Annotated in this window: 15 protein-coding genes; 4 read left to right on the top strand and 11 right to left on the bottom strand. The window is 24.7% G+C overall.

Annotated features, from left to right (window positions below; genetic code table 11):
* Positions 1-445: 445 nt before the first annotated feature.
* Positions 446-1,285: a hypothetical protein gene (locus tag IGS63_RS06795; RefSeq protein WP_190613589.1), complete on the top strand. Its 840-nt coding sequence runs from the start codon at positions 446-448 to the stop codon at positions 1,283-1,285.
* Positions 1,282-2,244, top strand: coding sequence for a hypothetical protein (locus tag IGS63_RS06790; RefSeq protein ID WP_190613587.1), 963 nt, complete (start codon positions 1,282-1,284; stop codon positions 2,242-2,244). The genes IGS63_RS06795 and IGS63_RS06790 overlap by 4 nt, the downstream gene beginning before the upstream one ends.
* 161 nt (positions 2,245-2,405) lie before the next feature.
* Here IGS63_RS06790 and IGS63_RS06785 read toward each other — a convergent pair whose 3' ends face one another.
* The 9 genes from IGS63_RS06785 to IGS63_RS06745 all read right to left on the bottom strand — a co-directional run bounded on the left by IGS63_RS06785 (position 2,406) and on the right by IGS63_RS06745 (position 9,602).
* Entirely contained in the window at positions 2,406-4,115 is a 1,710-nt protein-coding gene (locus IGS63_RS06785) for an AAA family ATPase (RefSeq protein ID WP_190613585.1), read from the bottom strand.
* Positions 4,116-4,208: 93 nt separating this feature from the next.
* Positions 4,209-5,117: a radical SAM protein gene (locus tag IGS63_RS06780; RefSeq protein ID WP_190613583.1), complete on the bottom strand. Its 909-nt coding sequence runs from the start codon at positions 5,115-5,117 to the stop codon at positions 4,209-4,211.
* 45 nt (positions 5,118-5,162) lie between these two features.
* The gene (locus IGS63_RS06775; RefSeq protein ID WP_190613581.1) at positions 5,163-6,509 is read right to left on the bottom strand and encodes an FAD-dependent oxidoreductase; all 1,347 of its coding nucleotides are present in this window, start codon (positions 6,507-6,509) and stop codon (positions 5,163-5,165) included.
* A gap of 135 nt (positions 6,510-6,644) precedes the next feature.
* A complete protein-coding gene (locus IGS63_RS06770) occupies positions 6,645-6,902 on the bottom strand; it encodes a DUF362 domain-containing protein (RefSeq protein ID WP_190613579.1) in 258 nt (85 codons plus the stop codon).
* Positions 6,902-7,219 (bottom strand): NifB/NifX family molybdenum-iron cluster-binding protein, encoded by a 318-nt coding sequence (locus IGS63_RS06765; protein ID WP_190613577.1) that lies wholly within the window; start codon positions 7,217-7,219, stop codon positions 6,902-6,904. The genes IGS63_RS06770 and IGS63_RS06765 overlap by 1 nt, the downstream gene beginning before the upstream one ends.
* Positions 7,220-7,224: 5 nt before the next feature.
* On the bottom strand, positions 7,225-7,566 hold the full coding sequence (locus IGS63_RS06760; RefSeq protein WP_190613575.1) for a NifB/NifX family molybdenum-iron cluster-binding protein: 342 nt from the start codon (positions 7,564-7,566) through the stop codon (positions 7,225-7,227).
* Positions 7,567-7,577: 11 nt separating this feature from the next.
* A complete protein-coding gene (locus tag IGS63_RS06755; protein ID WP_232521157.1) occupies positions 7,578-8,444 on the bottom strand; it encodes an ATP-binding protein in 867 nt (288 codons plus the stop codon).
* Entirely contained in the window at positions 8,441-9,280 is an 840-nt protein-coding gene (locus IGS63_RS06750; protein WP_190613574.1) for an ATP-binding protein, read from the bottom strand. The genes IGS63_RS06755 and IGS63_RS06750 overlap by 4 nt, the downstream gene beginning before the upstream one ends.
* A 34-nt stretch (positions 9,281-9,314) precedes the next feature.
* Entirely contained in the window at positions 9,315-9,602 is a 288-nt protein-coding gene (locus IGS63_RS06745) for a DUF5320 family protein (protein WP_190613572.1), read from the bottom strand.
* A gap of 216 nt (positions 9,603-9,818) precedes the next feature.
* Between IGS63_RS06745 and IGS63_RS06740 the strand changes: the two genes are divergently transcribed.
* Positions 9,819-10,184: a NifB/NifX family molybdenum-iron cluster-binding protein gene (locus IGS63_RS06740; RefSeq protein WP_190613570.1), complete on the top strand. Its 366-nt coding sequence runs from the start codon at positions 9,819-9,821 to the stop codon at positions 10,182-10,184.
* Between the two features lie 27 nt (positions 10,185-10,211).
* On the opposite strand, the gene IGS63_RS06735 is transcribed toward IGS63_RS06740, so the two are convergent.
* Complete coding sequence (locus tag IGS63_RS06735; RefSeq protein ID WP_190613569.1) at positions 10,212-11,867, bottom strand: LVIVD repeat-containing protein; 1,656 nt, start codon at positions 11,865-11,867, stop codon at positions 10,212-10,214.
* Positions 11,868-11,955: 88 nt separating this feature from the next.
* Positions 11,956-12,708 (bottom strand): transposase, encoded by a 753-nt coding sequence (locus IGS63_RS06730; protein WP_190613567.1) that lies wholly within the window; start codon positions 12,706-12,708, stop codon positions 11,956-11,958.
* Positions 12,709-12,882: 174 nt separating this feature from the next.
* On the opposite strand from IGS63_RS06730, the gene IGS63_RS06725 reads away from it, so the two are divergent.
* Positions 12,883-15,594 carry an efflux RND transporter permease subunit gene (locus IGS63_RS06725; RefSeq protein WP_190613564.1) on the top strand — a complete coding sequence of 904 codons (2,712 nt, stop codon included), beginning with the start codon at positions 12,883-12,885 and terminating at the stop codon, positions 15,592-15,594.
* Positions 15,595-15,604 lie beyond the last annotated feature (10 nt).

The raw sequence follows: 15,604 nt of genomic DNA, 5'->3' as shown, positions 1-15,604 counted from the left end.
CAGCTATGCTGAGTTTTTTTATGCGTATATATAATTAAAATGAAATTTATCTAAATTTTTTAATATTTTATCAATAATAAAAAATTAAATCATAATATTTATAAAAAATAAATATTTAATAGAATTTCACAAACTCTTATAATGAAAATGATTAATAATAACATTATAAAAAATATAAAATTTAAATTCACAAATATTATTAGTTAATATGAAATTAATAACATAAAAAAACAAAATAAACGATATAAATTAATCAAAAAAACATTATATTTAGGTAAAAATATTAATTAGTACACTAAAAATAGTTGATTTTCTTTTTTTTTTTGCTATAATATTTATGTAATTAAAGAGAATTGATTAATTAATTTATATAATTAAAATAAAAATTATAATATTAAAATGTTTGTGTGCACAAATATAAATATAAATTAGAGGAGAAATAAAAGTGAAAAAGAGTTTTATAGTACTTATGTTAATTTTAATTATTTTTTTAATTAGTTCATGTACTAAAAGTAATATAAAAAAAGAGATTAAAGAATCTAACATTAAAGAAAAATATTTTACCGAAGAAATTTTTTATACTTTAAATTTCAAACCAATAAAAAGCGATATTTATGATGAAACAGGTAAAATTATTAAAATTAAATATTTTGACAATAATTTTAAATTGATGAATTATAATAAAGTTGGAATTCTTTTATTTTTTTCAAAGAGTAATGAGGCAAAAGGTTATATATCAATAACTATTAAACGAAAGTATGGCGGAAAAATTTCTGACAAACATAAAACAGGAAAATTTAAATTTTTTAATGCTATTTTAGAAAATGCTAAAAATGCCGCCGCTCTTTCTTTGAAAAATAATTTATTAAGTTATGGAATAAGTTTAACAATAGATGAAATATTGAATAGTTTGCATATAAAAAATTTAGGAAAATCTTGGGCTGATAATTATATTATAAGAAAAAAAGATATCGCTGTTTTTTACGCAAAAATAATATGGGCAAATAATTATGGAATCATAAAAACAAGTAATCCTTATACTGATACAATTGAAACAAGATACTGGAAAGAAATATTTAAAACAAATTATAGAGAGTACACTTTTTCTATAAATAAAAATAATATAGAATATGATACAGAAAAAACTGGAAAGTATTCAGAACCAGTAAAGGAAATTGAAGAAAACTCAGGGATTTTTTGGGATTCAACAAAACTTAGAGAAAAAGCTGAATTAAATTATAAAATATATTTAGCAAAAATAGGTTTTATAGGTGAATTACAATGAAAAAATATTTACTTATAATGCTTTTATTTATATCCATAAATAGTTTATCAAATGAAGTATTAAAACCAGAAATTATTTATAATTCAGAAGTTATAACAGAAATTGTATCAATTAATAATAATAAATGTCTATTATCAACGCCAAATGGTTTAAAGATATTTGATTTAAAAACAAAAAAAATATCTGATTTTTTAAAAAATTTAAAGTCTAATATAGCCTTTAATTATTTATCTAATATAAGTTTTGATGGTAAATATTATTATATTAGAGAATATAGTAGTAAAAATTTAACAAGAATATATTTATATTCAATAGATAAAAAGTTATTAAAAACTTTTGAATATAAAACTGGAAATTATTTAATAATGTCTAAAACTGGAAAATATTTATTAAAAAGAGAATTAAATAATTATTCAATAATAAATACTTTGACACAAAAAAAAGTACAAACATTTAAAAATTTAAATATAATACCAAGATTTATAGTTTCTCCAGATAAAAATTTTATAATTTTTTCCGATTATTCATCGAATCCATCAAAAACCTTTTTGTATATATACAACTTAAAAAATGGAAATTTTATAAAGAAAATAACTATAAATGATTTTGTATATTCATTAAATATATTTCCTTACATAAATTTTTATAAAGATGAATTTTATATTTTAGCTAAAGATAATTTATATATATTTAATTTAAAAACATACACCTTAAAAACAAAACTTTTAAAATCAAAAAATAATTTTTGTGCATCTTACTTTGTAAGTAATAATAACATTTATATTCAAAATAATTATGATATTTTAGTTTTTGATAAAAAAAATAAAAAATTAATTAAAAAGTTACGAATAAATAATTATGAAAGTTTATATGATCAAATAATTATTTCTAAAGATGAAAATTATTTAATTGGGATAAAATTCCAAGAAAGTAGAGTTAAATTATATAAATTAAAGTGAATAATAAAAAAATTATCTACTGTATTAAAATATGCTTTAAAAGTAAATTTTGGAAATTTTTATTATACTTTCTATATACATCTCTCTAATTAATCCAATAACAATAAAAAATGGTGATTTAAAATCACCATTTTTATTGTTATAGTTTTAAATTTTATATTTTAATCAACTTCATCAAGATACTTTAACTCTCTGCCAACAAAAACCATCACTACTTTTTTTAATGGTCCATTGAACTCTTTGTTTATAGTTTTTTCATATCTTTTTATTTGATTTACTGCTTCTTTTATCTTTTCTTGATATACTTTTTCTGTATAGTCTTTCTTTTTTATGTATTTTAATTCTATTATTGCATTGTAGGGTACTTCTTCATATCTTTTAAACATTGCTAAGTCTATGTATCCTCCTTCTACTGGATACTCACTTTTAACGTATGCCCAGGGGGTTAAGATTAAATAACTAAACAGTAGCATCTTTATGTGCTTTTCACTAAAGCTTTGAAAGTCTCTGTCTGATAGTTTTTTTAATACATTTTCTATTTCACTTGCCAACGAATTTATATTTCCATCTACTAACAACTTTCTTATTGCTATCTTTATCTTTCCTGTATCTATATAGTTTTTTGCTCTTGTTTCTATCATTTCTAAGAAGTATTCTGAGTATATCTTTTTTATTGAATAGTTTGGTATTTTTAAGTTCATTACAAATCCTTTTGATTCTATTGTTAAAAAGCCTAAATAAAAGAGTAAGGTTTTAACATCGTCTACTTTCATTTTTCTTTCAAGGTTAAAGGCTCTTGTCAACTCTTCTATTTCTGTTTTATCTGTCATCAATATTTCATTTAAAAGGTTTCCTATTGCTTCTTTTTCATTGTCTATATTATTTATTCCAACGATTTCACCAAGTTTAAATAAATTTTGAATCTTTTTATAATCACTTGCTATGTTCATATCTATTACATCTTTTGGTTTTCTCTTCTCTCTGTTGTATTCAGAAATGAAGTATAAGACCATATCGCTGTTGTAAACCTTTTCACTTGCACGTTCATTGAACATGTATCCATTGTAGCTAAACTTCATATCTTGTAAAATATCATCATTTATTTGATACTCTTTGAGAATATCTTTGACTTCACTTTCAGTGAATCCCATCATTTCATTTAATTCTAAGGTTGTTGACATATTTTTTGAGATGTTGAATCCACTAGTTAAACTATCTAAGGTTATTGGTGCTACTCCCGTTATGAATAGTTTATCTATTACGCTTTCTGTTCCTTCTTTTATTACTTCATAAAATTTTCTAACAAAACCTGTTTTACTGACGATATTTTTGAATTCATCGAGTTTAAAACTCAAAAGTTCATTTGCAAAGTGATCGTATTCGTCTATTAATAAGTAGATTTTTGTTTTTAAATTTAGTTCTTTGTATTGATTTATAAAATTATTCAATAAATCAGCAGGTTCTTTTAAATCTATATTTAATTTTATTTTTAAATTATAATGTTTAATAAAAAAATTCAAACTATTAAAAATCTTATTTTTAAATCCATATTTCAACTCTTCTTTACTATCTGTATTCAATCCAGAAAAATTAAATTTTAAAATATGATAACTACTCTTTTTAGGTGTTGGATGTTTTTGTATGTACATGTTTTTAAAGATAGTATCAAACTTGTCTGAATACTTAACATCATAGTATTTACTCATAGTGTCAAGCCACAAACTCTTACCAAACTTTCTTGGTCTTAAAAATGATATATATTTTTCCGGCATATTTTCAAGTACTTCTATATACTTAGTTTTATCTACATAATAATAATTTTCTAATATTAAATCTTCAAAATTTTGAAGTCCATATGGTACTTTCTTCATTTAAATCACCTCTATAAATTATACCTTAAGAAAAAAATATTTCAAAATTTATTTAATTTAAAAATGTATATATACAGTAAAAAACAAATTGATTTATTTTATTCTAAAAGTTGTATACCCTTTATAAAATATTGATTCTATTTTTTCATCATTAAATAATTTTGATAATATTTCATCAATTTTTTTACAGTTTCTTGTTTTTAAGAAAGTAAGAATTTCATGTTGATTCATAGGGTGTCTTTTAATTATACTCAGTATGGCCTCATAATCATCTTTTATCTCACTAAAAAAATTATTTGAAATTAATTGATCTATAGAAATTCCATTTAAAAGTTCAACAGCCATCTTTATATTTTTTTCATCTGGAATTTTAACCCATTCTTCTGCAGGTGGCCTAACTGGTACATTTATATATAATTTATCATATTTAATATCTTTTAATAATTCTTTCATTTTTAATAACTGTTCTTTTGAATCATTTAAACCTTTTACAAGCATTAATTCTATCCATAATTCACCAGTATAATTTTTTGAAAAATTTTTTAAAGTTTCATACATTTCATTGAATTTGATTTTTTGAAAAGGTCTATTTATTTTTTTAAAGCTTTCTTCATCAAAAGCATCAAAAGAAGGTAAAATAATATCAGCATTTTTCATATAATCTGAAAGTAAAGACCCATTTGTAATTAACGCCACAGGTTTTTTAGTAAGTTGTTTTATACTATTTATTAGTTCTCCTAATTTTGAATATAGTGTAGGTTCTCCTTCACCAACTATTGTTATAACATCAAAACTTATATCTTCTTTTAAGTAATTTTTTAATTCATTTACTATATCATTTACTTTGAAAAATTCTTGTTTTTCAATAGTCATATGTTTTGTTCTTCCAAGTTGGCAATAAATACAAGAATAACTACAATATCCTTTAGGAATTGGACTAATTCCTAAAGAAATGCCCATTCTTCTTGAAGGTACAGGGCCATATACATATTTATATATCATAGGAAATTCCTCCAAAAAAATCCCCTTCTATGGAAGGGGATTAATTTATTTTTTCATTTTAATTAAAGCTAATTCTGCAGCAGCAGGTATCGGATAAGTTGTTGGAGCAGCTGTTAATAATGGATGAGTTCCTATTTGCATATTGAATAAATCATTTACAGTTGCATTCATTTGAATTGCAAGACTGATAACGTTGATCATTTCACCAACACCTTTACCACCAGCCATTTGAGCACCAAGTACAATTCCACTATCTTTACTAAAGATTAATTTTACCTTTGTTTTAGTAGCATCTGCAAATTTACCAGGATGTCTATCAAAAGTTTCAACAGTAACTGAATCAACAACAAATCCTTCTTGATTAGCTATTTTTTCATTTACTCCAGCAGCACCAAAAGCAATGCTGCCTATTAAAGTTGAATAAACGCTTAATGATCCTTTATTTCTTCTAATAGCTCTTAAACAGCAAAGATTTGAAGCTGCAATTCTTGCATCATAAACAGCAGCTGAAGCAAGCATTAATTTACTTGATTTTCCTGTAAACATATCTGTATGCTGTGCACAATCTCCAACAGCAAAAATATCAGGTTCTGTTGTTCTCATATAAGCATCTGTTTTTATAAATCCATATTTTGTTAATTGAAGATTGAATTTTTCTGCAAGAGATACATTTGGTCTATATCCTGTTGAAAATACGACAGCATCTGCTTTTATTTCTTCTCCATTTTCAAGAATTACTTTTTCTACTTTTCCGTTTCCTACAATTTCTTTTGCTTTCATTGAGGTTAAAACTTTAATACCATCTTTTTTAAGTTCTTCTTTTGCTATTGTTCCAAATTCTGTATCAAAAGATAAGTATAATAAATCAGGTAAAGCTTCAATTAAGGTAACATTTTTTCCAGATTTTTTGATTTCATCAGCTACTTCAACACCAATGAATCCACCACCAAGGATAACAACATCTTTTAATCCTTCTAATTTCTTTTTCATTTCTTTTAAGTATTCAGCATTTTTAGGTACATTGAATGTGTTTTCTAAATCATGTCCTGGAATAGGCGGAACAAATGGTGTAGAACCTGTTGCTATTATTAATTTATCATATTCAAATTCTTTTCCACCTTTTGTTATAACTTTTTTTACTTTTGAATCTCCATCTATTACTTCATCGATTAATAGATCAACATTTTGTGCTTTAAACTTTGCTTCTATTCCCATTGCATCATTCTCAACAGTTCCAAGTGTACTAAATGTATAAGGAATTCCACAAGGTACTAATTCCATTTCAGTTTTTTTAATTACTAAGATCTTTTTATCTTTGTATAATTTTCTTGAAGACATAGCTGCTATTAATCCTGCGGCACTTCCACCAATCACTACTATATCGTACTTCATAAAAACACCTCCAAATGTGAAATTAATAACTTTATTGTTTACAACCCACCATATAGATTATACCATACATATGGCAGGTTTAGTTTCAATATCTTTCATTATATTTTATTTTTTTATTTCTTTTTTATGTATTTTTTAAAAATTATTTTTTCCAAAACCTTTTGCATTACGACCCATTCCTCTACCTCTTCCAGATCCAGATCTTAAAGATGGATTTTCAGAGTTTGGTCTTATAACTTCTTTAGGACATGCATCAAAACATTTTCCACATTTTATACAGATATTTTGATCAATATAAGGGAATCCATTGTCTTTTATTTTTATAGCATTTTCAGGACAACTTTTAACACAAGCTAAACATTTTGAACATTCTATTTCATTTATCCAAGGCATTATAACATCTCCTTAATTTTATTTAAGGCTTTTTCTATGATATCGGTATCAACAAGTATAGGTTTGTAGTTTTTTTCTTTTAATTTTAACATAGACATCTTTCCCATATTTTTAGCAACCCACACTTCACAATCACCAACTATTTCTAATATTTCTTCAACTTTTGCATGTTTGTGTTCTTTTACTAAAGGATTTATTCTTCTTTCTATTTCAGTAAAATTTCCATTTTCATATTCAAAAATTATATATTCATTTGAATGACCAAAATGACCTTTATTTATAAATCCATTTTCATTTAATCCAATTACAATTTTCAATCTTATCATCCTTTTGGTGTAGTTATCTTTTCTAAAGTTCCATTAAGATAAGCATTTATATTTTCTTCAACTGTTCCATTTTTTTGTGTATAAGTTTCAATTTGTGCAACTTGAGCTGCACCATAAGCATTTTGACCAAGTGCAGGAGCTACAATAACCTTTACTCCTTTTTCTGCAAATAATTGAATAGCTTTTGGACCAGCACCATGAGCTCCAAGTTCTTCTGGAGTTATAAATTCATATTGTTTTGTTTCAGTATCATAGATTACATAAACTGCACCTCTTGCAAATCTATCGTCAACCATAGCATTTGCAGAAGATGATTTTGCTGAAAGTCCTATTTTCATAGTTATCACTCCTATACTTTTAAAATTTTTTTATATATTTCTTTTATTGCATCTGTTGCAGGACAATCATATTTTACAACTGGTTCTCCATTTACAACAGCATTTACAACAGTTTTATCAAAAGGTATCTTCCCAAATATTTCTATATTTTCACTTTTTGAAAATTTTTCGATTTCATTACTTATTTTATTGTTTATATCATATTTATTTATTACTATTGAAAAATTTCTTTTGAAATGTTTTACCGTATCTACAATCCTTTTTAAATCGTGTACACCAGATTGTGTTGGTTCAGTTACTATTATTACATAATTTACTCCAGCAATAGAAGATGTTGCTGGGCATCCTATACCTGGTGCACCATCTATTAAAATATAATTATTATCTTCTTTTTCTGCTATTTCAATTGCTTTTTTTCTAACTTCTGCAACGAGTCCACCTGAGGTTTCTTCACCCGGTTCTAAGTTTGCATGTATAACTGCTATATCTGAATGTGAAACATAATATTCTCCACTTCTATTATCTAATAGTTCTATTGCATTTTCAGGACAGTTTATAACACATCTATTACACCCTTCACAAGCAAAAGGATCTACGGAGTATAAATTTTTATCTTTTTCTTTATATATAGCTTCAAATCTACAAACATTTTTACATATTCCACAACCAGAACACTTTTCATGATTGATAAAAGCTTTTTTTCCACCATAATAATCATAAACTTTTTCTGTTTTTGGATTTAATATTAACGATAAATTTGAAGCATCAACATCACAATCAGCAGCAACATGATTTTTAAATAGAACACTTAATGAACCAGTAAGTGTTGTTTTACCAGTTCCACCTTTTCCACTTACAACAGCTATTTGTTTAATCATTTTGCCACCTTCTTTACTATATCTTCAAATAAACTATGATACTTTGGAAACTTATCAGTTATTAAAGTTCCATTTGAATATTCAACAGCTATTTGCCTATCAAAAGGAATTTTAGCAAGTATATCTATATTATTTTTTAAAGCAAATTCTTCTATATCTTTAAATTTTTCATCATATCTATTTATAACTATTCCACATTTAATTTTCATTTCATTTACAACTTCATGGGCTATTTTTAAGTCATGCAATCCAAATGGTGTAGATTCAGTAACTAAGATAGCATAATCCATATCTCTTAATGTTTCTACAACTGGGCAAGAAGCGCCAGGCGGAGAATCTAAAATTATAAAATCACTTTTTTCAAAGTTTAACTTTAGCTCTCTTATAACTCTTACACCAGACGGTTCCCCTATATTTAAAATTCCTTCACCAAAAGAAATATCTTTATTTTTATCTTTTCCAAATCTTATTATTCCCATGCTCTTTTCTTTTTCTGTTATAGCATTTACCGGACAAACATCTTTACAAGTACCACAGCCATGACAAAGTGATTCAAAAACAACAGTTCCTGTTGGGAATGCAGAAATCGCGCCAAATTGGCAGCTTTGAGCACACTTTCCACAATGAATACAAACATCATTGTTTACAACTGGTATTAAAGTTTTTACTTCTCTCTCTTTGGTATAATTTATATCAAAAAATATATGAGAATTTGGTTCTTCAACATCACAATCAAAAAGTTGTACAGTATTACTTTTGGAAATAACGTTAGAAAAATTTGTGGAAACTAATGTTTTTCCAGTTCCACCTTTTCCACTTAATACAGCAATTTTCATTTTTTCCTCCTAAAAAAGGCGTTCTAAGAACGCCTTATTTTTCTAATCTTTCATTGATTCTTTTTAATTCTTCTTCAAGATATTTTTTTTCTTCTTCAAGATATTCTTTTTCTGTTTCAAATCTATATCCAAAACCTCTTCCATATCCAGATGCATTGTTATAATTTCTAAAACCTCTTCCAAAACCTCTGCCTCTACCATATCCAGTTCCAGCATTTCTACCAAAACCTCTACCGTATCCAGAACCAAAACCTCTCCTTTCAAATCTTGTACTACAGTTTACTCCTGTTCCATTTGGTCCAGTTCCATCTCTAAATGGCATAACATTTCACCTCCCATAAAATTTTAGTCTACACTTAAATTATATATAAAAAAAATATATATGTCAATTTTTAAAAAATAAAGATAATGCTAAATTTATTATTTTAATCAAATATAATTACTTATAATTATATTTATATAAAGTTTTTTGCTATATAAAAAAAATATATAGTTATGGTATAATAAGGTATAAATTCTTTTAGTGAGGTGAAATATTGTGAAAAAATTAGGAATACCTTTAATAACTAACGAAGGTGAAAACTCAGTAATAAGTGAACATTTTGGACATGCTCCATACTTTGGATTTGTGAAAATTGATGGTTCTAATTATGAAGTTGAAGTTATTAAAAATCCAATGGAAGAACATGGACCTGGAGATATACCAAATTATATGAAAGAAAACGATGTAAATGTTATGATTGTAAGAGGAATTGGTGGAAGAGCAATAGACTTCTTTAATAGTTTAGGTATTGAAGTTTATAGAGGTGCTGCTGGAACTATAAAAGATTTAGTAAATGCTTATTTAAAAGATGAAATTGAAGATAAAGAATATGAAGTAAAAGAAAAACATCATCATCATTAAAAAAAACGACGCTAAGCGTCGTTTTTTTTAATCTACTTTTGAAATTATTAATTTTATGGATTTTATACCTTCACTTGAATCAAGTTTAAACATTTCATTTAAAGCATTCATCAATCTATTTTTTATAAGAGGAATTTTTTCTTTGTTTGTAAAATCATTTGTCTTATACATTGAAAAAATAAATCTTAAATTTTCAAAAACTTCTGTATAATTATTATTTATAATTGATTTAGCTTTCTCACTTCCAACAACTAGTGTATAATTTTTTACATAAACTTTATTTTTTAAACCTATTCTTATAGGATATTCAGAAGAAATTATTGGAACATTTATATTCATGTCTCTTTTTATATAAGTTATTTTTGGATTTAATGTTCCATAATACTTTTCTTCGGTAAAACCTAAAAATTCTGGTTTATAAGGATTTTTTAATGAGTAAACTGATATCCTACCATCTTTAAACTTTGTAAATAAAAACTTTGTATTTACTTTTAATGATTCTATATCCATTAATTCTAAGTTCTTTTTTAGAGTAGCATTAATAGGTGAATGAAAATCAATTATTGATATTCCAGATTTTTCCCTCAATATATAAAGATAATTATTATTTTCAGATATTGTTCTAACTTTTCCAGATAAATTTATAGTTTTTATTAATTTTGGATTTTTAGTATCCAAAACAGAATATATTAATAATTTATTATCTTTTGACATATAAGTATATTTTTTTTGAGATAAAAGAGTTCTAAAATTTATTGATGAAAAATTAGTTAAATTACCATCACTGGCAATTATTTTTAATGTATAATCAGTTCCAGGCTTTAAATTACTATATTGAAAGTTTATACTTGAAATATCTTTTGCAATTTGTATTTCTTTTCCATTAGTAGTTAAAAATAAATCATATTTTAATTTATCTCCATTTGGATCTTTGCAACTCCATACAAAGAAAAAATTTGATGAAGCTTTTATGGCTTCTCCATTTTCAGGAGATAAAATAATTGGTTTATTTGGTTTTGTATTTACATTAACTTTTAACTCATCAGAGTATTTATATAAATAATTATTTTTTATTACAGAAAATTTTAAAGAAGTATTTTTATCCAAATTTCTAAACCAAACAACGTTTTTTGTACTTTCGTTTATTTTTTTATAAATTCCATTTTTCAATTCATAAACTAAATATTTATCAAAATTTTCAGGTAAAGTTATTTTTAAATCTTTATTCAACCATTCTTCTTTTATATCATATTTTATAGTACTTTTAATAGGGTTTAATTCAATTGATTTATTTTCATTTAAATTTACTTCTTTTTCCGTATAATAATACTTTATATTATTATCATCTGTAATAAAAAATTTTACTTTATATGTACCTTCAGGTATATTTAATAATTTAATATCTTCATTCAATTTAAATTCTGTAGATATTTTATTTTTTCCTTCAAGATTTATAAAAACTCTATTAAAACTTTCTTCTACATTTATTTTCGAAAGGTTGTACTTTACTGTAAGTGTATACTTTTTAACACTAAATATATTAATTAAGATTAATATTAGAGTTATTCCTATTAAAATTCCAGCTGCAGAAAAAATCAATATTTTTTTATTCTTTTGAGCTGTTTCTTCGTTTAGTGTTTTATTATTTTCTAATAACTCATTAAATTCGTTTTTTTCTTCCATAGGGCACACCTCCACATTTTAAAAATCCCATATCATTATACCATATATTTATAGAATATAGAGGTTAATTATTTAAATATAATTTAATTTACTTTTTTATATTTTGAAAAGCACTAAATATTATTTCATGCAAAGTATTTTTGTCATTTATATATAAGGATAAAAAAATAGAGTACAATATAGTTTTGTTATTTACAAGTTTTCTACTGGAAATTTTATTGGTAAAATCATCAACAAATACTCTCAATTCTTTTTTTAACTTTGATAATATTAATTCACGAGATTTTTCATCTAATTCTGGTATAGTATTTTCTGATATTACTATTAAAAGTTCATAATTTTTATAATCATGAATAAAATAAATTCTTCCTAATTTTCCAACTTTATTATCTTTAATTAAAGAGAAATCTATTGTTTTTAAGTAGTCTAATTTTATTTTATGATTTACATGATTTACTCCAATAAAAATATTTTCTTCAAGTTCATCTACATTTAGTATATTTTTTAGCACATGTTCTCGTATTAAATTTCTTACCTTTAAGACTGTATTATATGAAACATTTAAATCCTTAGATATTTTTTTTAATACAGTCCCTTCTGATAATGCCTCTAAAATTTTTAAAAATTTTAGAGGTTTTATTCTAAAATTTTCAAATATACTCCCTTTATATTTACTCCATTCTCTTCTACAACTTTTGCACTTATAGTGATTTCTTCTAATTACATAATATTCAGTACTTCCACAATAAGGACATTTTTCTTTTGTTTTTAATAAACCTACATTTTTTAAAAACAATTCAGCATCTTCATCATTTTTTAAATGTTTTATTAATAATCCCATAACTCTCACCTCAATTATATTGTATCATATTAATTATGTATTAAAAAACTGCCACTAAAAATTATTTTTTTTGAAACACAAATGAAAAAATAAAGGTTTATATTATATATGAAATAAAAAAGTATTTATCATTTGCCACCAACGAATGATAAAAAGTTTAAGGAGGTAGTTGAGTTGAGATTAAACAAAAAAACATCTTATTTAATCATTACTCTTTTTGCAGTTTTAACAGTTTTTTTTGGATATCAAGCTTCTAAAATAGAAGTTTCAGATGACATAAAAACTTATGTTCCTAAAAATGATCCCGAGAAGTTAATTTATGATGATGTTTCAGAAAAATTTGGTTTGAATACGTTGATACTTGCTGGAGTTAGTTTTGATGATGTATCAAAACATATGAATTTGATTGATAAAGTAACTGAAGAATTAAAAAATACAGAAGGTGTAGATAATGTTATTTCTGTTGTAAATGCGCCAAGAATAAATGCAACGGACGATGGAGATATTTCTGTAGGTAATTTAAAATCTTCTTTTAACTTTTCAAATTATGATGTAAAAAAGATGAAAGAAATACTTTTAAATGACAGCATGTTAAAAGGAAAATTTGTTTCGAGTGATGGAAAAGCATCTTTGATTATAATTGGTTTAAAAAACAATGCAGATACAAGACTCGCAGCTAAAAATATAAGAAAGATTTTTGATAATAATAAATTAAATTATCATCTTTTAGGAACACCAACTGCTGATATTGAAATTGAAAACTTAGTAAAGAAAAATATTGAAAAATTAGTTCCAATAGTTACTTTACTTGTTGCATTTGTTTTATTCTTAAGTTTTAGAACTTTAACAGGAGTTATACTTCCAATAATGTCTGTTTTACTTGCTGATATTTGGACAGTTGGAGTTATGGTTTTATTTAATGTTATGTTTAATACAACAACTGCAGCTGTACCAATTGCAATTGTTGGAATAGGAACAGCTTATGCAATACACGTAATAAACAAATATTATGAAGAAGCGCAAAAAGGAATTTCAAAGGCTGATGCTGTAAATGAAACTTTAAAACACGTTGGTGGTGCTGTTGTTTTAAGTGCATTGACAACAATTGCTGGGTTCTTATCCCTCTTAACTGCAGATTTAAGACCTGTTTGGCAATTAGGAATATTTACATCAACAGGTATAGCAATATCTTTATTAAGTGCAACACTTTTAGTTCCTGCAATTTTAATGATTATACAGCCTTCTCCTAAAAACAATTCGAATGAAGAAGGAGAAAGCAAATGGCTTAGAAAAACAACTGAATTTTTAGTACACAATAGAGTATTATCATTTTCAATAGTTGGAGTAATAATTTTTATTATGATTTTATTTATTCCAAATATTAAAACAGATGTACAAATGGAAAATTATTTGAATCCAAATACTGAGTTCGTTCAAAGTTCAAACTTTTTAAGAGATAACTTTGGTGGAAATGATTATTTATTTTTAGACTTTAAAGCAAAAGGCAAAAATACATTTAGAGATTTTTATTTTAATAGATCAATAAGAGATTTTGAAAACTATGCAAAAACCTTTGATATTGCTACACAATCTACAAGCGTTGGAGACGTTGTGGCAAAATTAACCGAAGGATTTACTGGAGTTGAATATATACCAGGTTCTAATGATGCTTTGGAACAAAATTATATGTTAATTGAAGGAAGTGAAGGAATAGATAAAGTTTTAAAAGCTGATGAAAATGAATCTATTTCTCAAATAATGGTTAATACAAAGAGTTTTAGTAAAGTAAAAGAATCCGAATTGAAGATTAAAGATTTCATAAACTCTCAAATAATAAAAAGTTATAAAATAGAAGATTTTGATACAAACAATGATGAACATTTAAAAGCTTATAATCATGAAATAAGACAATTTATAGAATCAAGAAGAGGAACTTATAATGAAAAAGTATTAAATGATTTTGTAAATATAAAAAATATGAGTGATGAAGAACTACTAAAAAGTACAGACAATAAAACTTTATTCAATATGTTCAATACTTATTTGAAAATCAATGAATTAGATGAAATTGATTATCAAACCTTTGAAAATGTTTATAATAAAAAAAGTTCTAATGAAGATTTAAATGAATACTTTGAATATTTTGTTATGGATAATGTTGATCAAATGAGAGCAAAACTTGCTATAAAAAAATTAGAAAAAGATAATTTAAAATTGAATTCAAAATATTTAATTGAATTAGCACAATATGTGAATGATACACAAGTACCAGTAATTGGCGGAGATAGAAAAATAGTATTCAACATTACAGGTATACCTGTAATAGCAAATAAAGTAAATGATATGATCTTTGACAATCAAATGAAAAGTATGATTCTTGCTTATATCTTAGTATTTGTATTATTTATTTTACAGATGAAGTCTGTTACTCTTGGATTATTCTCATTGATTCCTATTACTTTAACAATAATTGCAAACTTTGGATTTATGGGAATAACAGGAATTGCATTGAATGCAGCAACGGTAACAATAGCTTCTATTACAATAGGTGCTGGTATAGATTATACAATTCATTACATAACAAGATTTAAAAAAGAATATAAATTGAGTAGTAATAAGTTTGAATCTGCAGTAAAAACATCAGCAACAGCTGGTAGAGCAATAATAATAAATTCATTGGCAGTAGTTTTAGGATTTATGGCATTTGGTTTTTCTAGTATAGGAATTTTAAAAGATTTTGGAATACTAACAGCAGTAGCAATGATAATAGCACCAATTTTAACCTTAACAATATTCCCAATGGCTATGACAATGCTTAGCGACAAGGTTTTAGGAAAATTAACAAAAAAGAGTATTTTAAACAAAAAAGCAAAAGAAAACGCATAAGGAGGAATTT

Source organism: Tepiditoga spiralis, from assembly GCF_014701195.1.
In the GTDB taxonomy this organism is placed as follows: Bacteria; Thermotogota; Thermotogae; order Petrotogales; family Petrotogaceae; genus Tepiditoga; species Tepiditoga spiralis.
This window is presented reverse-complemented; position numbering and strand designations above follow the sequence as displayed.